Annotated in this window: 26 protein-coding genes; 17 read left to right on the forward strand and 9 right to left on the reverse strand. The window is 72.0% G+C overall.

Annotated elements, in window-relative coordinates:
* Positions 1–34 precede the first annotated feature (34 nt).
* The 5 genes from ABFX51_RS24435 (at position 35) to ABFX51_RS24455 (ending at position 4,174) form a co-directional block, all read left to right on the forward strand.
* Positions 35–562, forward strand: coding sequence for a ribonuclease FAU-1 family protein (locus tag ABFX51_RS24435; protein WP_346055050.1), 528 nt, complete (start codon positions 35–37; stop codon positions 560–562).
* Between the two features lie 114 nt (positions 563–676).
* The gene (locus ABFX51_RS24440) at positions 677–1,585 is read left to right on the forward strand and encodes an ABC transporter ATP-binding protein (RefSeq protein WP_346055051.1); all 909 of its coding nucleotides are present in this window, start codon (positions 677–679) and stop codon (positions 1,583–1,585) included.
* A 4-nt stretch (positions 1,586–1,589) separates the two neighbouring features.
* On the forward strand, positions 1,590–2,327 hold the full coding sequence (locus tag ABFX51_RS24445) for an ABC transporter permease (RefSeq protein WP_346055052.1): 738 nt from the start codon (positions 1,590–1,592) through the stop codon (positions 2,325–2,327).
* A 15-nt stretch (positions 2,328–2,342) separates the two neighbouring features.
* Entirely contained in the window at positions 2,343–3,554 is a 1,212-nt protein-coding gene (locus ABFX51_RS24450; RefSeq protein ID WP_346055053.1) for a sensor histidine kinase, read from the forward strand.
* On the forward strand, positions 3,551–4,174 hold the full coding sequence (locus ABFX51_RS24455) for a response regulator (protein WP_091513120.1): 624 nt from the start codon (positions 3,551–3,553) through the stop codon (positions 4,172–4,174). Before ABFX51_RS24450 ends, ABFX51_RS24455 begins: the two co-directional genes overlap by 4 nt.
* Before the next feature lie 7 nt (positions 4,175–4,181).
* Here the strand turns inward: ABFX51_RS24455 and coaE are convergent, their stop codons facing one another.
* Complete coding sequence (coaE, locus tag ABFX51_RS24460; protein WP_091513117.1) at positions 4,182–5,369, reverse strand: dephospho-CoA kinase; 1,188 nt, start codon at positions 5,367–5,369, stop codon at positions 4,182–4,184.
* A 129-nt stretch (positions 5,370–5,498) separates the two neighbouring features.
* Here coaE and ABFX51_RS24465 point away from each other — a divergent pair, with 129 nt between their 5' ends.
* The gene (locus ABFX51_RS24465) at positions 5,499–5,681 is read left to right on the forward strand and encodes a hypothetical protein (protein ID WP_346055054.1); all 183 of its coding nucleotides are present in this window, start codon (positions 5,499–5,501) and stop codon (positions 5,679–5,681) included.
* A 60-nt stretch (positions 5,682–5,741) separates the two neighbouring features.
* Here ABFX51_RS24465 and ABFX51_RS24470 read toward each other — a convergent pair whose 3' ends face one another.
* From ABFX51_RS24470 to ABFX51_RS24490, 5 genes are all read right to left on the reverse strand, one after another.
* On the reverse strand, positions 5,742–6,857 hold the full coding sequence (locus ABFX51_RS24470; RefSeq protein WP_346055055.1) for a S1 family peptidase: 1,116 nt from the start codon (positions 6,855–6,857) through the stop codon (positions 5,742–5,744).
* Between the two features lie 123 nt (positions 6,858–6,980).
* Positions 6,981–8,168 carry an LCP family protein gene (locus ABFX51_RS24475; RefSeq protein ID WP_091513110.1) on the reverse strand — a complete coding sequence of 396 codons (1,188 nt, stop codon included), beginning with the start codon at positions 8,166–8,168 and terminating at the stop codon, positions 6,981–6,983.
* 262 nt (positions 8,169–8,430) lie between these two features.
* A complete protein-coding gene (locus tag ABFX51_RS24480) occupies positions 8,431–10,629 on the reverse strand; it encodes an ATP-binding protein (RefSeq protein ID WP_346055056.1) in 2,199 nt (732 codons plus the stop codon).
* A 64-nt stretch (positions 10,630–10,693) separates the two neighbouring features.
* A complete protein-coding gene (locus ABFX51_RS24485; protein ID WP_428832499.1) occupies positions 10,694–11,536 on the reverse strand; it encodes an SMP-30/gluconolactonase/LRE family protein in 843 nt (280 codons plus the stop codon).
* A complete protein-coding gene (locus ABFX51_RS24490) occupies positions 11,536–12,264 on the reverse strand; it encodes a FadR/GntR family transcriptional regulator (protein ID WP_245783273.1) in 729 nt (242 codons plus the stop codon). Before ABFX51_RS24490 ends, ABFX51_RS24485 begins: the two co-directional genes overlap by 1 nt.
* A 165-nt stretch (positions 12,265–12,429) precedes the next feature.
* Between ABFX51_RS24490 and ABFX51_RS24495 the strand changes: the two genes are divergently transcribed.
* The 4 genes from ABFX51_RS24495 to ABFX51_RS24510 all read left to right on the forward strand — a co-directional run bounded on the left by ABFX51_RS24495 (position 12,430) and on the right by ABFX51_RS24510 (position 16,507).
* Positions 12,430–13,527 (forward strand): sugar ABC transporter substrate-binding protein, encoded by a 1,098-nt coding sequence (locus ABFX51_RS24495; RefSeq protein WP_091513105.1) that lies wholly within the window; start codon positions 12,430–12,432, stop codon positions 13,525–13,527.
* A gap of 15 nt (positions 13,528–13,542) precedes the next feature.
* The gene (locus ABFX51_RS24500) at positions 13,543–14,574 is read left to right on the forward strand and encodes an ABC transporter permease (RefSeq protein WP_091513103.1); all 1,032 of its coding nucleotides are present in this window, start codon (positions 13,543–13,545) and stop codon (positions 14,572–14,574) included.
* Positions 14,571–15,329, forward strand: coding sequence for an ATP-binding cassette domain-containing protein (locus ABFX51_RS24505; protein WP_346055057.1), 759 nt, complete (start codon positions 14,571–14,573; stop codon positions 15,327–15,329). The genes ABFX51_RS24500 and ABFX51_RS24505 overlap by 4 nt, the downstream gene beginning before the upstream one ends.
* 92 nt (positions 15,330–15,421) lie before the next feature.
* Positions 15,422–16,507: an aldose epimerase family protein gene (locus tag ABFX51_RS24510; RefSeq protein WP_245783272.1), complete on the forward strand. Its 1,086-nt coding sequence runs from the start codon at positions 15,422–15,424 to the stop codon at positions 16,505–16,507.
* Here the strand turns inward: ABFX51_RS24510 and ABFX51_RS24515 are convergent.
* Positions 16,504–16,923 (reverse strand): SAM-dependent methyltransferase, encoded by a 420-nt coding sequence (locus ABFX51_RS24515; protein ID WP_091513097.1) that lies wholly within the window; start codon positions 16,921–16,923, stop codon positions 16,504–16,506. The genes ABFX51_RS24510 and ABFX51_RS24515 overlap by 4 nt on opposite strands.
* Positions 16,924–16,988: 65 nt before the next feature.
* On the opposite strand from ABFX51_RS24515, the gene ABFX51_RS24520 reads away from it, so the two are divergent.
* Together ABFX51_RS24520 and ABFX51_RS24525 are read left to right on the forward strand one after the other, a co-directional pair.
* Positions 16,989–17,516, forward strand: coding sequence for a GNAT family N-acetyltransferase (locus ABFX51_RS24520; RefSeq protein WP_346055058.1), 528 nt, complete (start codon positions 16,989–16,991; stop codon positions 17,514–17,516).
* Positions 17,513–17,884, forward strand: coding sequence for a nuclear transport factor 2 family protein (locus ABFX51_RS24525; RefSeq protein WP_346055059.1), 372 nt, complete (start codon positions 17,513–17,515; stop codon positions 17,882–17,884). Before ABFX51_RS24520 ends, ABFX51_RS24525 begins: the two co-directional genes overlap by 4 nt.
* A 115-nt stretch (positions 17,885–17,999) precedes the next feature.
* On the opposite strand, the gene ABFX51_RS24530 is transcribed toward ABFX51_RS24525, so the two are convergent.
* Positions 18,000–19,166 carry a DUF6923 family protein gene (locus ABFX51_RS24530; RefSeq protein ID WP_346055060.1) on the reverse strand — a complete coding sequence of 389 codons (1,167 nt, stop codon included), beginning with the start codon at positions 19,164–19,166 and terminating at the stop codon, positions 18,000–18,002.
* A 3-nt stretch (positions 19,167–19,169) separates the two neighbouring features.
* Positions 19,170–19,919, reverse strand: a complete 750-nt coding sequence (locus ABFX51_RS24535) for a bestrophin-like domain (RefSeq protein ID WP_346055061.1) — start codon at positions 19,917–19,919, stop codon at positions 19,170–19,172.
* A gap of 625 nt (positions 19,920–20,544) precedes the next feature.
* On the opposite strand from ABFX51_RS24535, the gene ABFX51_RS24540 reads away from it, so the two are divergent.
* The 5 genes from ABFX51_RS24540 to ABFX51_RS24560 are packed head-to-tail and all read left to right on the forward strand — an operon-like array spanning position 20,545 to position 26,303.
* Positions 20,545–21,954: a family 2B encapsulin nanocompartment shell protein gene (locus ABFX51_RS24540; protein WP_346055062.1), complete on the forward strand. Its 1,410-nt coding sequence runs from the start codon at positions 20,545–20,547 to the stop codon at positions 21,952–21,954.
* A 6-nt stretch (positions 21,955–21,960) separates the two neighbouring features.
* Entirely contained in the window at positions 21,961–23,355 is a 1,395-nt protein-coding gene (locus ABFX51_RS24545; RefSeq protein WP_428832500.1) for a family 2B encapsulin nanocompartment shell protein, read from the forward strand.
* Complete coding sequence (locus ABFX51_RS24550; protein ID WP_346055064.1) at positions 23,352–24,365, forward strand: polyprenyl synthetase family protein; 1,014 nt, start codon at positions 23,352–23,354, stop codon at positions 24,363–24,365. Before ABFX51_RS24545 ends, ABFX51_RS24550 begins: the two co-directional genes overlap by 4 nt.
* Before the next feature lie 7 nt (positions 24,366–24,372).
* On the forward strand, positions 24,373–25,641 hold the full coding sequence (gene ispH / locus ABFX51_RS24555; protein WP_346055065.1) for a 4-hydroxy-3-methylbut-2-enyl diphosphate reductase: 1,269 nt from the start codon (positions 24,373–24,375) through the stop codon (positions 25,639–25,641).
* A gap of 41 nt (positions 25,642–25,682) precedes the next feature.
* On the forward strand, positions 25,683–26,303 hold the full coding sequence (locus ABFX51_RS24560) for a pyridoxamine 5'-phosphate oxidase family protein (RefSeq protein WP_346055066.1): 621 nt from the start codon (positions 25,683–25,685) through the stop codon (positions 26,301–26,303).
* Positions 26,304–26,507: the final 204 nt, after the last annotated feature.

Genomic DNA, 26,507 nt, shown 5'->3' on the forward strand with positions numbered 1-26,507 from the left:
GTCGACGGCCCGTAAACCCGTAAAAATGGGCCGCATGGCAGACCACGCGGGCTCCGTGCACCCGCCGAAGATCGAGACCTTCGACGTCGACGCGCGTACGAACACCGACCCGAAGGGCACGGTGCGCGCGGTCGAGGAGTACCGCGTGGAGCCGTTCGGCCTCTACGTCGCGCGCCCCACGCCCGGCCGCGCGCAGTTCTCCTACCTCGAATCGTGGCTGCTGCCGGAGCTCGGGCTGCGGCTGACGGACTTCTGGTTCACCCCGGGGCACGAGCGCGACCAGGACTTCTACCTCGACGTCGTCACGGTGGACCGGGACGGCGCGACCTGGCGCTCCACCGACTGGTACCTGGACATCGTGCTGCGCGAGGGGCGCGGGCTGGAGGTGCTCGACACCGACGAGCTGCTCGCCGCGGCCGCCGCCGGGCTGCTCAGCCCCGCCGACGCGCGGCGGGCGCTGGAGATCACCTACCGGACCGTGGCCGGGCTGGCCGCGCACGGCTACAAGCTGCACGACTGGCTCGCGACGCTGGACATCCGGCTGGCCTGGCGCAGGCACTGACCCCCGCGTAGTCAACCGATCGGTTGACCGCGGGAGGACCGCGAGACCGATTCGCCGCCCCCGTCCGCCCGAAATGCTGGGAGGCACCAGCTTTCGAGTAAGGGGGCGCAGGCGATGACAGTGGTGGTCGAGGTGGCACACCTGACCAAGCGGTACTCCGAGCGCGTCGCGGTCGACGACGTGTCGTTCTCCGTCGAGCGGGGGGAGATCTTCGGCATACTCGGACCCAACGGCGCCGGGAAGACGACGACGGTCGAGTGTGTGGAGGGGCTGCGCTCGCCGGACGGCGGCACGATCTCGGTGCTCGGGCTCGACCCGGCCCGCGACACCGCCGAACTGCGCCAGCGGCTGGGCGTGCAGTTGCAGGAAAGCGAGCTCCCCGACCGAATCCGCGTCGGGGAGGTCCTGCACCTGTACGCCTCGTTCTACCGGTCCCCGGCGGACCCGGACGCGCTGCTGGACGAGCTCGGGCTCGCCGAGCACCGCGGCAGGGCGTACCGGAAGCTCTCGGGGGGCCAGAAGCAGCGGGTGGCGATCGCGCTCGCACTCGTCGGCAACCCCGAGGTCGCGGTGCTCGACGAGCTGAGCACCGGGCTGGACCCGCAGGCGCGGCGCGACACGTGGGACCTCATCGAGCGGGTCCGCGATCGCGGCGTGACGATCGTGCTGGTCACGCACTTCATGGCGGAGGCGGAACGGCTCTGCGACCGCATCGCCGTGTTCGACGCCGGACGCGTGGTCGCCGTGGACACCCCGGCCGGGCTGGTGCGGCAGGTGGGGGCCGAACAACGCATCCGGTTCCGGCCGTCGGCGCCGGTCGACGACGCGGTGTTCACCGCGCTGCCCGAGGTGCGCCGCGTGGAGCGCCACGGCGGACGGCTCGTGGTGACCGGCACCGGAGACGTGCTGCGCGCGGTGACGGTCGTACTGGCCCGCACGGGGGTCGTCGCGGACGAGCTGCGGGTCGAACAGGCGGATCTCGACGACGCGTTCGTCGCGTTGACCGGGCGAAAAGGGCGGTGAAGTGGTGCTGACGAAGCTGACCGCGGTGGAGGCGAGGCTCTTCCTGCGTGACCCGGCCGCGCCGTTCGCGGTGCTGGCGATCCCGGTGGGCCTGCTCGTGGTGTTCGGGCTGCTGGCGGACGGCGGCCGGCCGAGCGAGGACTTCGGCGGGCAGCCCGCGCTGTCCGCGTTCGTCGCGCCGCTGGCGGTGACGGTCCTGCTCGCGATGCTCGCCGTCCTGCTGTTCCCGACGACCATCGCCACCTACCGCGAGAAGGGGGTGCTCCGGCGGTTGTCGGCGAGCCCGGTGCCGCCCGGCCGCCTGCTGACGGCGCAGTTGCTGGTCAACCTGGCCGCCGCGCTCGTCGCGGGTGTGCTCGCACTGGGGGTCGGGGTGCTCGGGCTGGGGTTGTCCCTGCCCGAGCACCCCGGCGGGTTCGTCCTGTCGGTCGCGCTGGGCGCGCTCGCGTTGTTCTCCGTGGGCATGCTGATCGCGGCGCTGGCTCCGTCGGGCAAGGCGGCCAACACGATCGGCCTCGTCACGTTCTTCCCGATGCTCGCGCTGGGCGGGGTGTGGGTGCCGAAGGAGCAGCTGCCGTCGTTCCTGCAGCACGTGGCCGACGTGCTGCCCGTGGGCGCGACGCTCAACGCGGTGCGCGGGACGTGGACGGGGACCGGTGCCAGTGCGCTGCAGCTCCTCGCGCTCGCCGCGTGCGCGGTGCTGTGCGGCGGGGTCGCGGCGCGGTGGTTCCGGTGGGAGTGAACGGATAATGGACCGGTGAGCAGCTTCTGGTCGTCCTCGCTGGAGCCGCCGTCCGGCACGTACTCGCTGTGGCGGCCCTACACCCGGTGGCTGGCTCCGGTGCTGCTGCTGGTGTCGGTGGTGGTCAGCGCGGTGCAGGGCATCGACCCCGGCACGCTCGGGGTGGCCGGGCTCGCACTGGTCTGGCTCCTGCTGACCCACGGGCTGCCGCCCGAGCGGTTCCGCGAAAACAGCTGGCTGCGCGCGATCTCGTTCGCCGGTGCGCTGTCCGCCGCGGCCGTGCTGATGGCGAGGGACCTGCTGTTCCTGGTGTTCATGATCAGCTGCTTCTTCCTGGCGCTGCGGCTCAGGCCGGTGCCGCTGGCCGTGCTGGGCACCGCGGCGACATCACTGCTGATCAACACGCTCGGTTCGGGCGGTCCGGTGGAAGCGTTGCGGGAGCACGGGTTCCTGTTCGTCACGGTGGTGCTGGTGCAGACCGGCGCGATCATCGGCGGCGCGATCGGCGCGGCCAGGATGGCCGCGACGGTCGAGGCCCGGCGCCAGGTGGTCGCGGCGCTGGAGGCGGCGCAGGAGGAGAACGCGGGACTGCACCGCCAGCTGTTCGCCCAGGCGCGGGAGGCGGGGATCCTCGACGAGCGCCAGCGGTTGAGCCGGGAGATCCACGACACGCTCGCCCAGGGGCTGATGGGGATCATCACCCAGCTCGAAGCGGCGGAGGACGCGCCCGACCGGGAACGGCGGGTGCGCACCGCGCTGGCGCTGGCGAGGGAGAACCTCGCCGAGGCGCGGCGTTCCGTGGACGCGCTGCGCCCGGAGGCGCTGACCCGCGACCGGCTGGACGACGCGCTGCGCGGCGTGGCCGGCCGCTGGGCGGAGCGGACCGGGGTGCCCGTCGAGCTCACCACCACCGGTGACGTGCGGCCGCTGCACCCCGAGGTCGAGGCGACCCTGCTCAGGATCACCCAGGAGGCGCTGGCGAACGTGGCGAAGCACGCCGGGGCCGGCCGGGTCGGCGTGACGTTGTCCTACATGGAGGACCAGGTGACGCTCGACGTCCGCGACGACGGGAAGGGGTTCGACCCGGACTCGGCGCACGGCGGTTTCGGGCTGCCCGGGATGCGCCAGCGGGCCGCGCGGCTGCTCGGTTCGTTCGCGGTCGAGTCCGAGCCGGGTGGCGGTACGGCCGTCTCGGCGAGCCTGCCCGCCGTGGTGGCGGCGTCGTGACCATCACGCTCGTGATCGCCGACGACCACCCCGTGGTGCGTGACGGGCTGCGCGGGATCTTCGAGGGCGCCGAGGGGTTCGAGGTGCTCGGCGAGGCGGCGGACGGCGCGGAGGCCGTCGTGCTCGCGGACCGGCTGCGGCCCGACGTCGTGCTGATGGACCTCCGCATGCCGGGCACGGACGGCGTCACGGCGATCAGGCGGCTCGCGGAGCGCGGCAACCCGGCCCGCGTGCTCGTGCTGACGACGTACGACGCGGATTCCGACGTGCTGCCCGCGATCGAGGCGGGCGCCACCGGTTACCTGCTGAAGGACTCGCCGCGCGAGGCGCTCTTCCAGGGCGTGCGTGCCGCTGCCCGTGGTGAGGCGGTGCTCTCGCCCGCCGTCGCGAGCCGCCTGATGGGTCAGCTGAGGGCGCCGGCGCGGGAGGAGCTGAGCCGGCGCGAGCTCGACGTGCTCCGGCTGATCGCGGACGGCTGCACGAACAAGCAGGCCGCCGCGCGGCTGTTCATCAGCGAAGCCACCGTCAAGACGCACCTGCTGCACGTGTACGCGAAGCTCGGGGTGAAGGACCGGGCGGCGGCCGTCGCCACCGCCTTCCAGCGGGGGCTGTTCCGCTGACCCGCGTTCAGGGGGTCCAGCCGGTGCGTTCCGCCCACGCCTCCGCCCGGCGGAAGGCCGCGTTGACCCACTCCTGCTTCTCGTAGGCGTAGCCCTCCACCGTGCCGTCCGCCGCGTGGGAGTCGGCCAGGCGGCGCTTCACCTCCGCGTAGGCGGCCCGCTCGTCCGGGTGCTGCCGCAGCCACTCCGGGAACAGCAGGGCGAGCCGCCACGCGGGGGTCTCCTGGGACCGGACGTGCAGGTTCACCGCGCGCCCCGGGTCGCCGCCGAAGTGGAACCGCTTGTGCCACCGCTGCGCGGAACCGTCCTGCGGGTCGTCCCACCACTCGCCTCCCGCGCGCGGGAAACCCGCGTCCGACAAGGCGTCCGCGACCGCGTCCGCGTCGTCCAAAGTGGACACCGTGAGCTGGAGGTCGACGATGTCCTTGGCGGGCAGGCCGGGCACGGACGTCGAGCCGATGTGGTCGGCCCGCAGCGCTCGCTCCCCCGCGGCGGCCCGGACGCGCGCGAGGAGCCTGGCGGCCTGCGCCGGCCACCGCTCGTCGTAGTCGGCCAGCTTCGGCGACATCGGCGGGCGCGGGCGGCGCAGGCGCACGTTCGCCTCGTACGGCACCAGCCGGTCCGCCCACAGCCGGTCCACCTCGGCGAGCACGACGTCGGGGGTCTCGCTGTTGTCCAGCCACACGTCGGCCGCGGCCCGGCGGGCGGCCTCGTCGGCCTGGGCGGCGATGCGGGCGCGGGCGTCGGCCTCCGCCATGCCGCGCACCTCCACCAGCCGCCGCACGCGGACCTCCACCGGCGCGTCCACGACCAGCACCAGGTGGTAGCCGGCGCCGAGGTTGCCCTCGACGAGCAGCGGGACGTCGTGCACGACGACCGCGTCCGGCGCCGCGGCCGCCATCAGCTCGGCGGTCCTCACCCCGATGAGCGGGTGCATGATCCCGTTGAGCCGCAGGCGGGAGTCCTCGTCGGCGAAGGCCTTCGCCGCGAGCGCGGGCCGGTCGAGCGCGCCGTCGGCGGTGAGGATGTCCGTGCCGAACGCCTCGGTCAGCGCGGCCAGGCCCGGCGTGCCGGGCTCGACGACCTCCCTCGCCAGCCGGTCGGCGTCGATGAGCACCGCCCCGTGCTCGGCGAGCCGGGCGGCCACCGTCGACTTCCCCGCTCCGATACCCCCGGTGAGCCCCACGCGCAGCATGCGGGCATTCAACCAGGTGAGGTTTTGACGTGATCGAACCGATACGGGTGACACGCCGAGCGGGTTCAGCCGCTTCCGGGCGTCCATTGCGTACGGTGCGCGGCGGAAGGTCGCCCACACGGAGGAACGATGCGAGCGAAGCACGTCGGGAGGCACCGGCTCGGTACACCGGGACTGGTGCACTGCGTCGAGCATCGTTCGATCGCGCTCGCGCTGGAGGAGTACCGGCGCACCTGGCTGACCGCCCTGCTCGTCCCCGCGAAGCACAGCCTCGCCGCGCGCGAACGCGCGTGGATCCCGGCGACCACCTGAGCCGTCACACACGGGAAGAGGCGGGGCACCGGCTGTGCCCCGCCTCTTTTCGTTCCGCGCTCAGCCGGTGACGAGGGTCAGGCCGTAGGCCGACAGGATCTCGTTCACGGGCTGGAAGTACGTCGTGCCACCGCGGGTGCAGTCACCCGAGCCGCCCGACGTGACGCCCTGCGCCTGGCTGCCGCTGACCCACGAGCCACCCGAGTCACCGGGCTCGGCGCACGCGTTGGTCTTCGTCAGCCCGGACACCGTGCCCTCGGCGTAGTTCACGGTCTGGTTGGTCGCCTGGATCGTGCCGCAGTGCCAGCCGGAGGTGGAGCCGGAGCGGCACACCGAGGCGCCGACCGCGGCCGCGGTGTGGCCGGTGACCGTGACGTCGCCGTGCCCGTAGCCGTTCACCCGCGCGGTGGGGGTCCAGCTGGAGTTGGTGCGCACGTAGGAGTAGTCGTTGCCGGGGAAGGACGAGCCCTGGAACGTGCCCATCGCGGAGCCGTCGGGGCCGGTCACCGAGTCGCCCGCGCTGCCGCAGTGGCCCGCCGAGACGAACCCGCCGCGGACGGAGAAGCCGACGGAGCAGCGGGCCGCGTTGTTGATGTAGTAGGCGTTGCCGCCGACGACGCTGCCCGCGTACAGCCGCGGGGTCTCGGTCACGGAGTCGACGCGCACGGGGCCGGTCGCCTTCGCCTGGTCGAGGAACCGCTGCACCGCCGGGTCGGCCGTGCCCAACTTCACCGTCACGACCAGCGAGTTCGCCTGCTCGTCGACGTACCAGCCGGTGACGTCCTTCGGCGCGGCGAGACCGTCGAGCGCGGACTTCGCCGCGTCCAGCGCGGCCTGCGTGTGCGCGACCGGGACCGCCTCGGCGCCGGTGGCGCGCACCGCGGCGGTCTTGGCCGCGTCGGTCACGCCGACCACGAGCTTGCCCGCCGCCGCGTCGTACCAGGACCCGCCGAACGCCTCACCCGCCGCGGCCCGCGCGGCCGGTGCGACGTCCATCGCCGTCGCCTCCTGCGCCAGCCGGGCCCGCACCTGCTCCGTGGTCAGCCCGAGGTCCCGCTGCATCGCGTCGGACACGGGCTGGACGGCGCTCGCCGACGGTGCGAGGCACACGGCCAGCGCGGCCCCGGCGGCCAGCGCCGCCGCGCCCGCGGATTTCACCAGGCTCGTTCGCTTCATCAACTTCGCCCTCTTCGTTCGGCTACAGGGACCGGGTCGCGACTCCGCCCCCGCAGTCTCACCCGATCGTGTGGTCCGACGAAACCCGGCGAAAGTAGGTTGGGAATTTTCTTCCCGGAACGATCAATTGACGCAGCCCGTGAGATCGGTGCTGTTCGCGCTGGGCACAAGGGACGTCTCGGTGGTCGGCGGCGTGCTGCTGTCCGCCGCCTGTGCGGCCACGCTCGACGGCTCCGACGACGTGGACGCCGAGGTCCCGCCGCTGTCGCCGAGCAGCGTGGCGATGAACGAGCGCACCTGCCCCGGGTCGACCTTCACCGCGTCGCCGTCCGACGTCCGCATGCTCAGCGACTGCACGGGGATGGTGGCGAAGGTCAGCCCGTCCGAGCTGAGCGAGCGCATCTGCTGCGCGAACGTGAGGATGTCCCAGCCCTGGTCGATGAGCACGGCCTGCTGCACCGCCTCGATGAGGCTCTCCAGCTTGACCGGGTTGGCGAGCGTGCCCGCGGCCAGCACGACCTTCGCCGCGCTCGCGAGGAACGCCTGCTGCCGGGCGATGCGGTCGAGGTCGCCGTTGACGAGCCCGTGCCGCTGCCGGACGAAGGCCAGCGCCTGCGCGCCGGACAGCGTCTGCCGCCCCGCGGGGAAGTCCGCGCCGGAGTAGCTGTCGTGCACCGGTTCCTTCAGGCACACCGGCACCCCGCCCACGGCCAGGCTGAGCGTGTAGAAGCCGACGAGGTTCACCGCGGCGTAGTGGTTGATGGTCAGGCCGGTGAAGTTCTCGACGGTCTGGATCGCGGTGCGGGCACCGGCCTGGTCGGCCAGCCGCTCGCGCGCCGCGCCGGTCACGCCCTGCCGGGTCAGCTCCTCGTACCTCGCGTGCTTGCCGTAGCTGTACGCGGCGTTGATCTTGTGCTTGCCGTAGCCGCCCGCGAGCTGGACGTAGGAGTCGCGCGGGATGGAGATCGCGGTGGCCTCGCCGCCGCCCTCCGGGATGTGCACGACGATCATCGTGTCCGTGGTGTCGCCGCCGTCGCTGCCGTCACCGGCGTGCAGCTGGTCGAGCACGTCCTGCGGCAGCGGGTTGCCCTGGGCGTCGGTGCGCGAGTCGATGCCGACGAGCAGGATGTTCTGCTCCGGCACCGGGACGTTGGGGCTGCTGCTGGGCAGCTGGGCGGCGGGTTCGATGACGTCCGCGGTGGCCAGCCCGCTCGCGAGCCTGCCCAGCTGCGTCCAGGCGTAACCGGTGGTGCCGAGGACGAGGACCGACACGAGCCCGACGGCTGTGTACGCGACGGGCTTCCAGCGCACGCCGACCCCTCCCCCTGCTCACCTGATCCGGTGAGTTCCATTCTCCAGGTTGTTTCTGACAGTTTCCTGTGAATTCGACGGTCCACTCGCGTGAACATCCTGTCACCGAATGGAGTGGGAGCGCGGCGACGTGCTGTCACGGGCAGGCTGGGCACGCCGCCGCGCCCGCCGGCGGACCGAGGGGGAGGACGGTCGGCGCCGGCTGTTTCTCGAGGTGGCCGCTCCAGGATGCGCCGCCGGTCCGCCAGGCGAACCGGGAGTTCTACGGAGCGGGGTACGTACTTCCGTCACCGGCCGCGAGCCAGGCGGCGATCTGCGCGCGCGACGAGAAGCCGAGCTTGGCGAGGATGTGCTCCACGTGCGTCTCGGCCGTGCGCTGGGCGATCACCAGGCGCGCGGCGATGTCCCGGTTGCTCAGCCCGTCCGCGACCAGCCCGGCGATCTCGCGCTCCCGGCGGGTGAGCCCGCCGGGGCGCGGGCCGGCGGGCACCGGCTCCTTGCGTTCCCGCAGCGCCAGCGCGATCGCTTCCCCGGTCCCGGCCCGGGCGGCCGCGTCGAACGCCGAGGTGAAGGCCTTGGCCCCGAGCGAGCGCCTGAGCCGCTCGGCGCACCGCTCGTCGAGTTCCGCGAGCAACCGTTCGCCGGTTTCGCGGCGCAGCGCGTGCGCGGCGCCGAGCAGACCGGCGGCCCGCTCGGGCAGGTTGTCTGCCTCCGCGCACCAGGCGAGCGCGCTCACCGCGAGCGCGAGCAGTGCACGATCGGGCAGCCGCAGCGAGATCGCTTGCCGCAGCAGCGTTTCGGCCCTGCGGTCCCCGCCCCGGCGCCACTCGGTGATCGCGACCGCCCACAGCGCGTACCCACGCGACCAGTCCGCCTGCCGCGCCTCGCACAGCGCGAACGCGTGGTCGGCCGTCGTCCCGGACCGGCCGTCGAGGAGGTCCACGACCGCCAGCAGGACCAGCGTCGTGCAGACCTGCGCCTCGTCGCCGAGCCCGCGGTACGCCGCGAGTGCGCGCCCCAGCCGCGCGCGGGCACTCGCGAGGTCGCCGCTCCACAACCGCGCCAAGCCACTGCACTGCGCGTACCCGGCGTGCAGCCGCCGGTCGCCGTGCTCGGCGAGCAGGGCCCGCAGCTCCCCGAGCAACGGGCGCGCCGCCTCCGCGGCGCCCTCCCACAGGGCCAGGAAGGCGGCCGCCTCCAGAGCCCGGGCACGGAGTGGTCCAGACGCGTGGTCCAGCGACGCAGCGAGCAGGCGGCGGCCCTCGCCCGGTGCCGCGACCGCCCAGAAGTCCCGCAACGCGGTCACGATCGGCAGCGCCCGCACGTCGGCTGCCACGGCGCTCAGGTTCTGCTGCTCACGGCACAGCCGCTCCAGCCAATCCCGCTGGGCGGGACCGAACGATTGGCCGAACTCACGGGCAAGTCCGGCGTAGTGGGCCAGGCGGCGGTCGAGGACGGCGTCCTCCTGCCCGGACCCGGCGAGCCGGATGCGCCCGTACTCGCGGAAGGTACCGAGCATCTCGTACCACGCGCTGCGGCCGTACGTGCCCGTGCGGCGGCTCAGGACCGACTTGTCCACCAGCGCCGCGACGAGGTCGAGCACCTCCCCCGCGTCGAACGCGCACACCGCCTCGGCCGCCTCCAGGTCGAACCCGCCGGGCAACACCGACGTCGCCGCCCACACCTCCTGTTCCCGCGGCGTGCACAGCTCGAAGCTCCACGCGACGGCGGCTTCGAGCGTCTGCGTGCGGGGCGGATCGGTGCGCTTTCCCGTGGTGAGCAAGCGAAACCGGTCGTCGAGGCGGTGCAGGAGCTGCTCCGGCGACAGCACCCGCAGCCGTGCCGCGGCCAGCTCGAGCGCGAGCGGGATGCCGTCGAGGCGGCGGCAGATCCGGCGCACCGCCTCGCGGTCGCCGTCGCCGAGGCGGCAGCCGGGCACCGCGGCGGCGCGCTCGGTGAACAACGCGACGGCGTCGCCGTCGGGCGGCAGCGGCGGCACCACGAGCACCTGTTCCCCGTCCGCCCGCAGGATCTGCCTGCTGGTGACCAGGATCCGCAGTTCCGGGGCGGCGGACAGCAGTTTCGCGGCGAGCACCGCGCAGGCGTGCACGACCTGCTCGCAGTTGTCGAGCACGAGCAGCAGCCGCTTGTCCCGCAGGTGCTCGGACAGGCCGGCCTCCCGCGCGGCCGGCCCGAGCTCCGCCGTGATCGCCACCGGCAGCAGCGACGGCTCGGTGACGTCGGCGAGCCGCACGAACCAGACGCCGTCGGGAAATGCACGCCGCAGCACGGTGGCCGCGCGCAGCGCCAGCCTCGTCTTGCCGACGCCGCCCGCCCCGGTGAGCGTGACCAGCCGGGCGGCGCTGAGCAGCCTCCTGGTCGCGGCCAGCTCCTCCCGCCTGCCGACGAAACTGGTCAGCTCCGCCGGCAGGTTGCCCCGGGTTCTCGGCGCCTCGGCCACATCCGCGAGTGTAGGCCGGTTCCGATCCGGACGATGCTCACGAAGTGTTGTGGTACAAGGAAAATCAGTCGCGCCGGTACGGCAGCACCGGCAGCCCGCGCACGCCGGGCCGGTACCGGAACAGCGCACCGGCCTCGGGCTGCCCGTCGACGCCCTGCTGCGAGGTCGTGATGTAGAGCTCGTCGAGGTCCGCGCCGCCGAACGTGCAGGCGGTGACCTGGCTGGCCGGCAGCTCGACGTGGTCCTCCAGCGTCCCGTCGGGCCGGTAGCACCGCACGGCGCTGCCGCCCCACAGCGCGATCCACAGGCGGCCATCGGCGTCGACGGTCATCCCGTCCGGCGCACCCGCTTCGGCCGGGATCTCCAGCAGCGTCCGCCGTCCGGTCAGCTCGCCGTCGTAGTCGAAGGCGTCGACCCGGTGCGTGGGCGTGTCGATGTAGTACGCCGTGCCACCGTCGGGGCTCCAGGCGAGACCGTTGGAGATCGTGACGCCCGTGAGCACGGTTTCCGTGGAACCGTCCCGGTTCAGCCGGTACAGGCTGCCGCGCCCGGCCTCCTCGCGGTAGGACATCGATCCACAGTAGAACCGGCCGTCGGGGTCGCAGCCGCCCTCGTTCATCCGGATGTCGTTGTCCTGCCACAGTTCCGGCAGTGGTTGGACCTCCGTGAGCGACGCGTCGGCGAGGGCGAAACCCCGCTCGACCGCCAGCACGACGCCGCCGTCCGCACGGGGCCGCAGCGCCGCGGCGACGGTGCCGACGTGGTGTCGCCGCACCTGGCCCGCGTCGAGCTCCAGCACGTCCCCCGCCAGCATGTCCACCCAGCGCAGCCCGGGCCACGACGCGTGCCACACCGGCCCTTCCCCGTGCGCCGCAACGGGATCGGTCACCTGCTCCACAGTGGACACTACTGCTCCTCCCCCATCCGCCGGACGGCGTCGGTCGTCGTCTCGATCAGTTTGCGCATCGCGCGCGCGGCGGCGACGGGCCGCCGCCCGCGCACCGCCGTGAGCACCGCCTGGTGCAGCGGCAGGGTCGCGGCGACCCCGCCCGGTGCGTGCGAGCTGGCCTCCAGCCCGTGGTAGAGCCCGGTCTCCAGCAGCCTGCCCAGCTGCTCGATGAGCTGGTTGCCGCTCGCCCGCAGCAGCGTCAGGTGGAACACGAGGTCCGCCTCGACGAACGCGTCGTCCCGCTCGGGCAGCCGAGGGGCGTGCGCCGCCATCCGCTCGTACGCGTCGGTCAGCACCGCCACCTGCTCGGCCGTCGCGCGCTCGGCGGCCAGCTGCGCGGCGCCGGGCTCGACCATCAGCCGCAGTTCGAGCAGGTCGGTGAGAAAGTCCGACTTGGCCAGTTCACCATGCCAGTTGATCACCTCGCGGTCCATCAGGTTCCACTGCTCGCGGGGCAGGACGCGGGTGCCCAGCCGCGGCCGCGCCTCGACCAATCCCTTGGCCGCCAACGCTTTCACCGCTTCGCGGACGCCACCGCGGCTGACGTTGAGCTGCGCGGCGAGCTCGGCCTCGTTGGGCAGCCTGCTGCCCGCGGGCAGCTCACCGGAGACGATCCGGTGACCGAGCCACTCGACGACCCTGCCGTGGATGGTCCGGTGCCTGCCGAGTGGCCCCTCCTTGGTCATGCGCACGGAGTAATCCTCAAATCATATATCCACAAAGTCAAACGGCCGGTCTTGCCCGGGTGACTCCCCCTCCCCGATCGAGCCTTGACTGATTGGCTGAATCATCGAATGATTCAGGCACGCTGCAGAACCCGGGTTCCCCGCCGAAGTGGATGGGTGGTTGACATGAGCGATGCGCAGGCCGCGACCTCTCGGAGGGCCGCACTGAAATTCCTGGGGGCAGGTGGTGGCGCGGTCGCCGCGAGCGCACTGCTGACGGCGTGCAACGGGGTGCAGGGCAACTCCGGCTCCGGCGGGGCCGGCGCGTTCCCCAGCACCCCGGCGTGGCGGTTCACCTTCATCAACCACGTCACGACCAACTCCTTCTTCGTCCCGACCAAGAACGGCATGGCCGACGCGGCGAAGCTGCTGGGCCTGCCCGAACCGCAGTGGACCGGCTCCGCCGAGGGCAACGTGTCCGAGATGGCCAACGCGTTCTCGACCGCCGTCAACGGCAACGTCGACGGCATCGCGATCGCGCTGACGGACAACAACGCGTTCGTCGAGCCGACCAAACGGGCGCTCGCGAAGGGCATCCCGGTGATCGCCTACAACGCGACAGCACCCGGTAACTACCCGCTCACGTACGTGGGCCAGGACCTCTACCTGTCCGGGTTCCAGATGGGACAGCGGATCGCCAAGGACGTCACGTCGGGCACGATCCTCGTCGGCATCTCCCAGCCCGGCGGCAACAACGTGCAGCCCCGCCTCGACGGCATCACCGACGCGCTCAAGCAGGCCGCGCCGGGCGTGCAGGTGCTGTCGATCAACACCGGCGCCGAGCAGGCCAACGAGCTGAACGCGATCACCGCCGCCTACGACGGGCACACCGACGCCAAGGGCATCTACGCCGTGGACGCCGGCAGCACCGCCTCCATCGCGCAGCTGATCGCGAACCGGGGCCTGCAGGGCAAGATCCACGCCGGCGGGTACGACACGCTCGCCGACACGCTCAAGGGCGTCGACTCGGGCGCGCTGGACTTCACCATCGACCAGTCCGCCTACCTGCAGGGCTTCCTGCCGGTGCTGTACATGTACCTGTTCCGGCTGTCCGGCACGCTCGTGGCGCCGCCGGTCACCGACACCGGCCTGACGTTCGTGACCAAGGAGAACGTCGGCCCCTACCTGTCGGCGAACAGCAAGTTCGAGGGCGGCCCGAAGACCGACCTCGTGCCGATGCCCGCGTCGATCCCGCTGCCCGCGGCGACGACGCTGACCCGATAGCGGAGGACCGCGAGCATGACCGACGCGCTCACCGGCAAACGCCCCGGCCGCACGGAGCCGGGCACGAGCCCGCCGGACGGCGGGTTCCTGCTGAGCCTGATCCGGATCAAGGAACTGAGCATCCTGCTCGTGACGATCGCGGCGGCGATCTACTTCAGCCTCACGAGCGGGCCCGGTTTCGCGACCTCGGACAACTACCACACGATCGCGCAGTACGTGGCGCCGTGGGCGATCGTCGCGGCGGGCGAGGTGCTGGTGCTGATCTGCGGCCAGATCGACCTGTCCGCCGGGTTCGTGTTCACGCTGTCACCGTTCGTGCTGATGTTGTTCTACAACAACGGTTTCCCGCTGCTGCTCGCGGTCATCGGGGCCGTCGTCGTGAGCGCGGCGATCGGCATGGTCAACGGGCTCGTGCACACCCTGTTCGGGCTGTCGTCGTTCATCACCACGCTCGGCATGGCGTTCCTGCTGTGGGGGCTGTCGCTGATCATCTCGGGTGGTTCGCCGGTGAGCGCGCCGACGGACAGCTGGGTGGTGTCGGTGTTCGGCGGCTGGGGCTGGTCGGAGTTCCTGTGGGCGCTGGTGGTCGTCGCCGTGATGCAGGTGGTGCTGTCCACCACCCGCTTCGGCATCGCCACGCAGGCCACCGGCGGCAACCCGGTCGGCGCCGCCGAGTCGGGCATCCGCACCAACCGCGTGAAGGTGATCTGCTTCGCGATCACCGGCGGCCTGGCCGGGCTGGCCGGCATCCTGCAGGGCACGCGGGTCGGCTCCTACGACCCGACGAACGGCGGCTTCAACACGATGTTCTACGCGGTGGCGGCGGCCGTCATCGGCGGCACCGCGTTGCTCGGCGGCTCCGGCACGGTGCTCGGCGCGTTCCTCGGCGCGCTGCTGCTGGGCCTGGTCTACGACGGGTTCAACCTCACCGGTATCAGCGCGAACGCGTTCTACGTGGTGCTCGGTGCCGCCATCCTCATCGCCGCACTGCTCAACGTCTACGTCACGGTGCTGCGGAAACGGCTCGGGTCACGGAGGAACTCATGAGCGACGAGGTGATGCGTGCCGAGCACATCAGCAAGGGCTTCGGCCCCGTCCGGGCGCTGACCGACATCAACCTGTCCGTGCGGCGCGGGGAGATCCTCGGGCTGATCGGCGACAACGGCGCGGGCAAGTCCACCCTCATCAAGATCCTCACCGGGTTCCACCAGCCCGACGGCGGCCGGCTGCTGTTCGAGGGGCAGCCGGTGCAGCTGAAGTCGGTGACGCACGCGCGGTCGATGGGCATCGAGACGGTGTTCCAGGACCTCGCGATGGTCAACGACCTGCCCGTCTACCTCAACCTCCACCTGAACAAGGAGCTGGTGCACAAACCACTGCCGTTCCTCAAGCGCAAGGAGATGAAGCGCCGGGCCCGCGAGGCGCTCGACGCGATCGGCATCAACATCCCGTCGGTCACCGCCGAGGTGGGCCGGCTGTCGGGCGGCCAGCGGCAGGCGATCGCCGTGGCGCGCTCGGTGTACTCGAACAACGCGAAACTACTGCTGCTCGACGAACCACTCGCCGCGATGGGGGCCAAGGAGGGCGGGCTGATCCTGCGCCTACTGGCCCAGCTCAAGCAGCGCGGCGACATCGCGATCATCCTCATCGCACACAACTACAGCCAGGTGGTCGACGTGTGCGACCGCGTGAACCTGTTGCAGCACGGTGAAATCACGTTCGACAAGGCGTCCGGTGAGACCTCCGTCGCGGAGCTGCTCGAGCTGGTGCACGCCGAATACCGGGTGAACACAGCGACCTGACCGACTGGGAGGACAAGATGGGAACCGGATTTTCCCGGCGCAGCGCGCTCGCCGTCGGTGCGGCGGGCCTGGCCACAGTAGGCTTGCCGACCGTGAGTGCGACTGCCGCGGCCAAGCCGCCTTCGGTGAGCAAGGAGTACTTCGGCCGGGCGAACGGTGTGGCGGTCTACCGCTACACCCTCGACAGCGGCCACGGGCTGCGCGTGCGGATCCTCTCCTACGGCGGCATCATCCAGACGCTGGAGGCACCGGACCGCCGCGGCCGCACGGCCAACGTGGTGCTCGGCTTCCCGACGCTGGCGGACTACGTGGCGAAGAACAGCCCGCCCGAGGGCGGCGGCGTGTACTTCGGGGCGCTGATCGGGCGGTACGGCAACCGGATCGCGAAGGGCACGTTCACCCTGGACGGGAAGACGTACCACGTGCCGGTCAACAACAACGGCAACAGCCTGCACGGCGGGCTCGAGGGGTTCGACAACAAGGTCTGGGACGTCGCGACGATCCCGGGCGGGCTGCGGCTGAGCCTGACCAGCCCCGACGGCGACGAGGGCTACCCCGGCACCCTGCGCGTCGTGGTGACGTACACAGTGGACAGCCGCAACCGGCTGACCATCGGGTACGAGGCCACCACGGACAAGCCGACGGTGGTGAACCTGACCAACCACACGTACTGGAACCTGGCGGGCGAGTCGTCGGGGGACATCTACGACCAGCGGCTGCAGATCGCGGCGAGCCGGTACCTGCCAACGGACAGCACGCAGATCCCGACCGGGCAGCTGGCACCGGTGCAGGGCACGCCGTTCGACTTCCGCAGGCCGACGGCGATCGGCGAACGCGTCGCCGAGGACGACCCGCAGCTGCTGATCGGCCAGGGCTACGACCACAACTGGGTGCTCGACCAGTCCGGTTCGCTGGCGGTGGCGGCGCGGGCGAGCGACCCGGGCAGCGGGCGGACGCTCACGGTCCTGACGACCGAGCCGGGGCTGCAGTTCTACTCGGGCAACTTCCTGGACGGCACGCTCGTCGGCACCGGCGGGAAGACCTACCGGCAGAGCTACGGGTTCGCCCTGGAGACACAGCACTTCCCCGACTCGCCGAACCACCCGTCGTTCCCCAGCACCGTGTTGCGGCCGGGCCAGACCTACCGCTCGACGACGGTTTTCGCTTTGGACGCCTAGGAAGTGGCGAGCGGCGTGGCCCACTCGGGCTGGACGACGGGCTCCTGCGGCGCGGACTCCGCGAAGTAGGGCTTGACGTCCAGCACCGGGCTGCCGTCGACGGCGTCGAGGCCGCGGACCTTGAGCGTGAGGTCCCCGACGCCGAGCAGGCGGCAGCGGGTCACGCCGATGCCGTTGGGCCGGTTGCGGCCGCGCTGCGCGAACACGCCGACACCCGGCTGGTCCGGGTTGCCGCGGTGCCCGGTCTGTTCGAGGGCGTAGACGATCTCCACGTGGGAGAACTCCTCGATCCCCCGCAACGACGCCGGGCCGAACCGGGCGCCGTCGAGTTCGACCAGCGAGGTGACCGAGTCCCAGTCGTCGTCGGTGGGCTCGGTCCGGGGGGACCGCACACGGCCGATCGGGTGCAGGATCATGCGCCCAGTCTGCCTGACGGCGAATTCGTTCGCGCCGGGGCCGTCTCTCGCCTACGTTCGATCAGGTGAAGATCAGGCCGGTGCGCGCAGCGGAGCACCCCCGGGTGAGGGAGGTGCACGAGCGCGCGTTCGGGGATCCGCGGATCCCGGTGCTCGTCGACACCCTCCACGCCGCGCCCGCGCCGCTGCCGCCGTTGTCCTTCGTGGCAACGGTGGACGACCGGGTCGTCGGGCACGTGATGTTGTCGGCAAGCAGGCTGGACGCGCCGCGGCGGCTCGTGGACGTGTACGTGTTGTCGCCGCTGGGAGTGCTGCCGGAGTGGCAACGGCAGGGCATCGGCACCCGGCTGGTCGCGCACGCACTGGACGCGGCGGGTGACGTCCCGCTGGTGTTCCTCGAAGGTTCTCCCGGCTACTACGGGAAACGCGGCTTCGTGCCCGCCACACCGCTCGGCTTCCGCGCCCCGTCGCTGCGGATCCCGGAGCCGGCGTTCCAGGTCGCGGTGCGACCGTCGTACGAACCGTGGATGACGGGGACGCTCGTGTACTCGGCGCCGTTCTGGGATCTCGATTGCGTAGGGTTACGGGCATGACACCGGATTTCGTCGAAGAGTGGGTCAAGGCGTGGAACGCGCACGACCTCGAAGCCCTGCTGGCGCACTTCACCGAGGACGTGGTGTTCACCTCCCCCATCGCGGCGCAGCTGCTGTCCGGCTCGGACGGCGTGATCCGGGGCAAGGCGGCGCTGCGCGAGTACTGGGCCGAAGGACTGCGCCGGATCCCGGACCTCCGCTTCGAGGTCGTCGGCGCGTACTTCGGGGTCGGCACGCTGGTGATCAACTACCGCAACCAGCGCGGCGGCCTGGTGAGCGAGGTCCTGCGCTTCGACGGGGACCTGGTCGCCGAGGGCCACGGCACGTACCTGGACACGGGCGCGAACCCGGCCGGCGTCAGCGGCTGAGGCCGGAGAGGTCGGTCTCGACCGGGCCGTCGAGGGTGCGCAGCGTGGTGGACGAGCGTTCCGTTCAGGACTTCGGGCTGCCTTCGGTTCTCGCCCTCCCGGCGCACGTTCCGCGTCAGCGCGCGATGCGCCGCGCCACGATGCTGCCGCCCAGGATGAGGATCAGCGCGGTCAGCGCCCAGTCGCGTTTGACCTTCGTCGCGGCGAGGGGGTCGGGGGCCGCGTCCGGGGTCTTCTTCGGCGGCGGGGGCGGATGACGCGGGGGCGGGGGCGCCGGCCGGACGATCGGCACCGGTGACGGCGCCGGGGTCACCGAAGGCGCCGGAGGCGGCGGGGGGTGTGACACGACCACCGCCGGCCGCGGCGGGACCGGGTGCGGGGGTGGCGTGACCACCGGCGGAGGTGGGGGCTTCACCACGGGTGGCGGAGGCGGCGTGACCACCGGCGGCGGTGGTGGCGGAGGCGGCGTCACCACAGGCGGAGGCGGCGGAGGCGGAGCGGGAGGCGCCGGCAGCGCCGCCAGGCAACCCGCCGCATCACTGCCCTCCAGCGCCGTGCCCGTTGCCAGCAGGGTCACCGACGTCACGGTCCGCCCCGACAGCACGACCCGGTACTCCCGGCTCCGGCCCAGCACGTTGTTCGCCGTCACGTAGAGGCTGCCGTCGGACGCACGCACGACCGAGCCGTACGCGCTCGCCCGTGGCAGTCGCGTGCCCGGCAGCTCCTGGATCACGCCGCTGCCCGGGTCGATGCTCACCACGGCGCCCTCGGCCGCGACCCCGTACAGATCGCCGTCCGGCCCCGCCACGAAGTCGTCCACGTCCGCCGCCAGCGTGGCCGGCGACAGCACCACCCGTGACCGTGCCGACAACTTCCCCGGCTTGATGTCCACAAGCGACAGTACGGCCCCGCGCTTCACGTACCACACGTCCCCGGAGATCGTGCCCGCCGTCGCGCCGTCGAGCGCCAACCCCGCCGGCTCCCCCAGGTCCGACGTCCGCCCCCGGCGGTCGACCGTCACCACGCGGCCGTCCCGCGTCACGCCGAACGCGAGGTCCCGGGACCGCAGGTAGCCGAGCGCGTTGAGCCGGTAGGGAACCGGGCCCAGCCGCGTCGTCGCCACCGCCGGGTACTCGGTCCTGTCTACAGTGGATGGTCCGCCGAAGTCACGCACCCGCAGCGCGACGCAGCTCGCGCCCGCCGCCGCCACGCCGGGCGCGGCACTCGTCATCGCCAGCAGCGCGGTCACCGCGACGGCGTGGGAAATCCGCCTGGCCGACATGGGTCAGCGCAGCCGGGCGATCGCCTGGGCGAACGCGTCCGGGCCCACCTTCGCCCCACCCGCGAAGGGGTTCTGCATCTGGTAGATGGCGTACAACAGCAGCGTCGTGGTCGCGGCGAGCGTGGACACGATGATCACGTGCGTGAGCAGTTTCGTGCCGCCGAAGAGGTTGGGCAGCAACACGAAGATCACGCTGCCGACCGCGAGCACGAACCACAGCACGAGACCCACGTCGTTGTCCCGCACCGCGTTGAGCCGGGCCTGCCGCTGCTCGTAGACGTCCGTCAGGTCGCTCGCCGCGTCGGTCTTCTCGTTGACGAGCCAGTCGTCGTCCGGCAGCTCGGTGTTGTCGAGCGACTTCCGCATCCGCTTGACCAGCGACCAGCCCTCCGGCCCCGGTTCGAGCCCCTGCTGCAGGCGCGGCCACTCCTGCGCCACCACCGTCTGGGCGTACTGGCGCGCCAGCGCGGGCACCTCCGAGTGCGCCGGCTCCGGCAGGGACTCCGCCCGCCAGGCGGCCGACACCAGTGCCTGCGTCTCCTGGTAGGAACCGTCACGCACGGTGCCGGCGGCGTCGAACAGCGAGATCAGCACGAACGCGACCACGACCGCGTGCAGGCCGCCGACGATCGTGAACGCCTGCCCGGCGGCGTCGTTGTTGTCCGGCCGCCCCTCGTCCAGCCCGTAGCGGCGGACGAGGTAGGCGATGGCCGCCCCGGCCACCCACAGCAGACCGGTCACGTAGACGTTCATGCGGGTTTTCCGTTCGCGCCGGGGACGATTTTCACCGGCCTCACGCTAATTCTCCGCAGAACCACCGACAAGGCCGGTCAATTCCTTTCATTCGGCAGCGCGGCCGCACTTCGGATAAACCCCCGCACGGAGCAGGAGAAACGTCTCGAACACGTTTTTCCCGATGGTCAGCGACCCGGCCGATGACCCGCACCGGCGGCCCGGCTGGGCCGACCGGGTCACCCCGGTCACCAGCCGTGACGACACCGCTGCTGACCTGCGGCGCCGCCGAAAACCCCCGGTAGATCAACAAAAACCGGCTCGCACTGGGCGGATCAGGCGAACGGTGACGCCGCCGCGGAGGCACCCGGCCCCTCGTCCGGCCCAGCCGGAAACCCGCTGCCCCACCTCCGCTCACCTGGTCGGCCGCGGCCCGCCACCTCCTTCCGGTGAGGCTTTTTCCCGGACCGTCACCCACGGTTCTTGACGAGCCAATTGTCCGGCGGGCACACTGTCGAGTGACTGTACGGTCCGGATACCCGGTGCTAACGTCGTTCTCGCCCGCCGAATTGGGCCTTTTCCGATATCCGGACGCTGCCGCGGAAATCGCGGGACGGCGTATGAGCATCGATAGGTGGTATTTCTCGTGACCGTTACCGAATCGGCCGAGGCACGCGCCGAGGACAACGAACGGCGGCAGAGCCTGAGCACCGCGGCGGCGCGGCAGCTCGCGACCACGACGAAGTCCGTCCCGCAGATGCAGTCCATCACCTCGCGGTGGCTGCTGCGCGTGCTGCCGTGGGTCCAGGCCGACGGCGGCACGTACCGGGTCAACCGCCGGCTCACCTACACCGTCGGCGACGGCCGGGTCACGTTCGTCAGCACCGGCACCGACGTCAGCGTGATCCCGGCGGAGCTGGCCGAGCTGCCGCTGCTGCGGGGGTTCGACGACGAGACCGTGCTCCGGGCGCTGGCCGACCGGTTCGTGCAGCAGACCTACGAAGCCGGCGACGTGATCGTCGAGTTCGGCTCCCCCTCCGACCAGGCCTTCCTCATCGCCCACGGCAAGGTGTGCAAGATCGGGCCGGGGCAGTACGGGAACGAGACCACGCTCGGCGTGCTCGCGAACGGCGACCACTTCGGCGACAAGACGCTCGCCGATCCCGAGGACATCTGGGAGTACACGGTCAAGGCCCTCACGTCGTGCACCGTCCTGATGCTGCCGCAGCAGGCCTTCGACGAGGTCTACGAGTCCTCCGAGGCGCTGCAGCGGCAGGTGGCGGACTTCCGCGCCGGCCGTCTCGCGCCGCAGAACGACTACGGTGAGGCCGCGATCGACCTCGCCGCGGGGCACGAGGGCGAGCCGGACCTGCCCGGCACCTTCGTGGACTACGAGCTTTCGCCGCGCGAGTACGAGCTGAGCGTCGCGCAGACCGTGCTGCGCGTCCACTCGCGCGTCGCCGACCTCTACAACAAGCCGATGAACCAGGTCGAGCAGCAGCTGCGGCTGACCATCGAGGCGCTGCGCGAGCGGCAGGAGCACGAGCTGATCAACAACCTGGACTTCGGGCTGCTCAACAACGCCGCGGTCGAGCAGCGCATCCACACCCGCTCCGGCCCGCCGACGCCGGACGACCTCGACGACCTGCTGGCGACGGTGTGGAAGGAACCGACGGTGTTCCTCGCCCACCCGCGCACGATCGCCGCGTTCGGCAGGGAGTGCTCGGCCCGCGGCGTCTATCCCTCCAATGTGGACTTCTTCGGGCAGCAGGTGCCCGCCTGGCGCGGGGTGCCGATCCTGCCGTGCAACAAGATCGGCGTGTCCGACACGAGGACCAGCTCGATCCTGCTGCTGCGGGCCGGGGAGAAGAACCAGGGCGTGGTCGGCCTGCACCAGACCGGCCTGCCGGACGAGTTCGAGCCGGGGCTTTCGGTGCGGTTCATGGGCATCAACGACAAGGCGATCATCTCCTACCTCGTCACGGCGTACTACTCCGCGGCGGTACTGGTGCCCGATGCCCTGGGCATCCTGGAGAACGTCGAGATCGGCCGCTAGGACGGGTTGGTCCCGGTGACGACGACAGTGGAGGCGCGGGCCAGGCTGAGCCTGAGCACGACCGCGGCACGACGGCTGGCGACGACGACGAAGTCCGAACCGCAGATGCGGGCGATCAGCTCGCGGTGGCTGCTGCGCATGCTGCCGTGGGTGTCCACCGACGCGGGCACGTACCGGGTGAACCGGCGGCTCAGCCACCTCACCGGCGAGGGGCGGGTGGCGTGCCACGGCACGGCGGACGACGTCCGGATCGTGCCCGAGAGCCTCACCGAGCTGCCGCTCCTGCGGGGGTTCGCCGATCCCGTGGTGCTGGCGGCGGTGGCCCGGCTGTTCGAGCAGCGCACCTACCGGCCCGGTGAGCTGCTCGCCGAGGCGGGACAGCCCGTCGACGCCGGGTTCGTCGTCGCCTCGGGGAAGGTGGCCGCGGTCGGGTCCGGCCGGTACGGCGATCCCGTGTCGCTCGGGGTGCTCGCCGACGGCCAGTACCTCGGGCGGCAGCTGCTCGCCGCGTCCCCGGGCACGTGGCCGCATTCCGCGAAAGCGCTTACCCCGGTTACCGCGCTGGTGTTGCGCCACGAGGATTTCCTGCGGTTGCTGGAAACCTCGGAACCGCTCCGGTCGCATGTGGACAATTTGCGGCAGGCTGCGTCGCGCCCGCAGAACAAGCTGGGCGAGGCAGACATCGCCATCGCGTCCGGCCACAGCGGCGAGCCCGTGCTGCCCGGCACCTTTGTGGACTACGAGCTTTCGCCGCGCGAGTACGAGCTGAGCGTCGCGCAGACCGTGGTGCGGGTGCACACCCGCGTGGCCGACCTGTTCAACAAGCCGATGAACCAGGTCGAACAGCAGCTGCGGCTCACCGTGGAAGCCCTGCGGGAGCGCCAGGAACAGCAGCTGATCACCAACCCGGACTTCGGGTTGCTGCACAACGTCGACTTCCGGCAGCGGGTGCAGACGAACAGCGGCCCGCCCACCCCCGACGACCTCGACGAGCTGTTGTCGCGGCGCCGGAAGACCGCGTTCTTCCTCGCCCACCCGCGTGCCATCGCGGCGTTCGGCCGGGAGTGCAGCAAACGCGGGATCACGCCGCGGCAGACGGAAGTGGAAGGGCACCGCGTGACGGAGTGGCGCGGGGTGCCGCTCCTGCCCAGCGACAAGATCCCCGTGTCGGCGGCGAACACGACGTCGATACTCGCGATGCGGACCGGGGAGAAGAGCCAGGGGGTGATCGGGCTGCACCAGCCCGGGCTGCCCGACGAGCTCGAACCCGGCCTCAACGCGCGGTTCATGGGCGTGGACGACAAAGCGATTCTGTCCTATTTGGTCAGTGTGTACTACTCGGTGGCGGTACTGGTGCCCGACGCGCTGGGCCTGCTGGAGAACGTGGAGCTGGGAAGATGACGACCGAACTGACGGCCCAACCGACGGAAACCCGGTCCGCACGGGAGATCCTCGGCTGGGCGAGAGAGCTGGTCGAACCGGAGCTGCGCGCGGCGGCCGCCGGGCTGCCGCCGTCGATGCGGGCACCCGTGTGGCACCACTTCGGCTGGGACGACGACGGCGGCAGCGGCAAGGCGGTGCGGCCCGCGCTCGTCCTGCTCGCCGCGCAGGCCGTGGGCGGCACGGTGCGGCCCGCCCTGCCCGCCGCGGTCGCCGTCGAGCTGGTGCACAACTTCTCCCTGGTGCACGACGACGTGATGGACTCCGACGAGACCCGGCGGCACCGCCCCACCGTCTGGAAGGTGTTCGGCAGCGATCAGGCGATCCTCGCCGGGGACGCGCTGCTCGCGCTCTCCGCCCAGCTGCTGTCGGGTTACCCGGACCAGTTGCGCGTGCTCATGAACGCGGTGCTCGACCTCGTCGAGGGCCAGAGCGCGGACCTGGAGTTCGAGCGGCGCGAGTTCGTCGGTGCCGAGGAGTGCCGTCAGATGGCCGCGGGCAAGACGGGGGCGCTGCTGGGCTGCGCGTGCGCGCTCGGCGCACTGGCGGGCGGCGGCACCCCGGACCAGATCCGGCAGCTCGGCCGCTTCGGCGAGGAGGCCGGGCTGGCGTTCCAGTTCGCCGACGACCTGCTCGGCATCTGGGGCGAACCGGCCGTGACGGGCAAGCCGGTGTTCTCGGATCTGCGCAACCGCAAGAAATCCCTGCCCGTCGTGGCCGCGCTGGCGTCGGGCACGCCCGAGGGCCGTGCACTGGCGGAGCTGTACCGGTCGCCGGACGCGCTGTCCCCCGAAGAGCTCGCGCACGCGGCGGACCTCGTCGAGCGCGCGGGTGGTCGCGCGTGGAGCGAAGCCCAGTCCGAGATCCTGCTCGGCCGCGCGCTGGCCCACCTCCGCGCCGCCACCCCCCGAGACCGCCCCCACGCCGAGCTGGCCGCGCTGGCCCAGCTCCTCGCCCGCCGCGATTCCTAGGAGAGCCATGTCCTTCACCGCAGCCCAGAGCATCCTCGCCGCGAACGATCCCGGCCGGTCGGCGCCGGGGAGCGTGCTGGTCGCCGACGACCTCCTGTGGCCCAGCAGGCCCGCCGTGCCGTGCCCCGCGGCGGTGCTGCTGGAGGGCGAGCTGCGCCGGCGCGGGGTGCGGGCGGCGCGCGGGCACCTGCACGCGGGTACCGCCGACCGGGGTGCGGTGGCGCTGCGGACGGTGTTCCCGGTGGCGGGCGGGGAGGCGGGGCTCGGCCTGGCCCTGCCGAACCCGCCGTCGCCGGAGCTGACCGCGGCGGTCTGCGCGGCGGGTGCCGCGTGGCTCGCGGCGGCGGGGCGGGCGCGGAAGGTCCTGCTCGCCTCGCCGCGTTCCTTCTGCGCGGGGGTGGAACGCGCGATCGAGGTCGTCGAACGGCTGCTCGACCAGCGCGGCGGGCCGGTCTACGTGCGCAAGCAGATCGTCCACAATCGACATGTCGTCGCCGGTTTGGAGGCGCGGGGCGCGGTTTTCGTCGACGAGCTGTCGCAGGTACCGAGGGAGGCGACGGTGGTGTTCTCCGCGCACGGTGTCTCCCCCGCCGTGCGGGCCGAGGCGAAACGCCGGCGGCTGGCGGTGGTCGACGCGACGTGCCCGCTGGTGACGAAGGTGCACGCGGAGGCGCAGCGGTTCGCGGCGCGCGGCGACACGGTGCTGTTGATCGGGCACGCCGGGCACGAGGAGGTGGAGGGCACGCTGGGCGAAGCGCCGGCGCGGACGGTGCTCGTGCAGTCGGTCGAGGACGCGCGGCGCGTGCGGGTGCCCGACCCGTCCCGCGTGTCGTACCTGACGCAGACCACGTTGAGCGTGGAGGAGACGGCGGAGGTGGTCGCGGTGTTGCGGGACCGGTTCCCGAAGCTGCGCGGCCCGGCGACCGACGACATCTGCTACGCCACCACCAACCGCCAGGACGCGCTCCGCTCGGTCGCGGCGGACGCGGACGTGCTGCTCGTGGTGGGTTCGGCGAACTCGTCGAACTCGGTGCGGCTCGTGGAGCTGGCCCGGCGGCAGGGCACGCCGGCGCACCTGATCGACGACGCCCACGACATCCGGCCGTCCTGGCTCGCGGAGGCGAACGTCATCGGCCTGACGGCGGGGGCTTCCGCGCCGCCCCGGCTGGTGGAGGAGGTGCTCGCCGCACTGGGCGGGCTCGGCCCGATCACCGTCGAGGAACGGGAAACCACGCACGAAACCACGCATTTCACGCTGCCGTTGGCGGTGCGTTAATCAGTGCCGCGGTCGACCATGGTGCCGCTAGGGTCGGCGCCATGGACGTGGAAGAGCTGACCTCGGAGGCAGAACTGCGCGAGCTGCTCGGCGAGCCGGCGGCCGCCGCGCTGCGGAAGGAGCGCCCGGCGTTGCACGAGTTCGACCGGCAGTGGCTGGCGAGTTCGCCGTTCTGCCTCATCGCCACCTCGGGCCCCGACGGCTCGTGCGACGTCTCCCCGAAGGGCGATCCGCCCGGGTTCACGCTCGTGCTCGACGACACCACGATCGCCATCCCGGAACGGCCGGGCAACAAACGGGCGGACGGGTTCCGCAACATCCTCGCGAACCCGCACGTCGGGCTCATCTACTTCGTGCCGGGCCGCGGCGACACGCTCCGGATCAACGGGCGGGCCCGGCTGGTCCGCAAGGCGCCGTTCTTCGACGACATGGTCGTGAAGGGGCACCGGCCGGTGCTGGCGCTGGTGGTGGAGATCGAGGAGATCTTCCACCACTGCGCGAAGGCCTTCATGCGATCCAAGCTGTGGCGGCCGGAGACGTGGCAGCCGGAGTCGGTGCCGCCGCGGCCCGTGATCGCCCGGACGCTCGAGCGCCCGGAGGACTCGCTGGAGGAGCTGGAGCGCTACTACGGCCCGGAGTACGCCGCGAAGCTCTACGGCTGAGGGGTTTGCCGGGGCGGCGGGGCGCTGGGGCCGGGGCGGGGGCTGGGGTGCCTGCCGCCGGGGCCTGGCGCCTGGACCTGAGCCGGGGTGCCGGGGCTGGGGCCGCCCCTCGCCGGGGCCGGGGTGCCTCCGGCCGCCGGGGCCGAGGGTGCCTGCCGCCGGGGCGGGGGCTGGGGTGCCTGCCGCCGGGGCGGGGGCTGGGGT

Origin of the sequence: Amycolatopsis dongchuanensis (assembly GCF_039542405.1) — a bacterium.
Taxonomy (GTDB): Bacteria; Actinomycetota; Actinomycetes; order Mycobacteriales; family Pseudonocardiaceae; genus Amycolatopsis_E; species Amycolatopsis_E sacchari.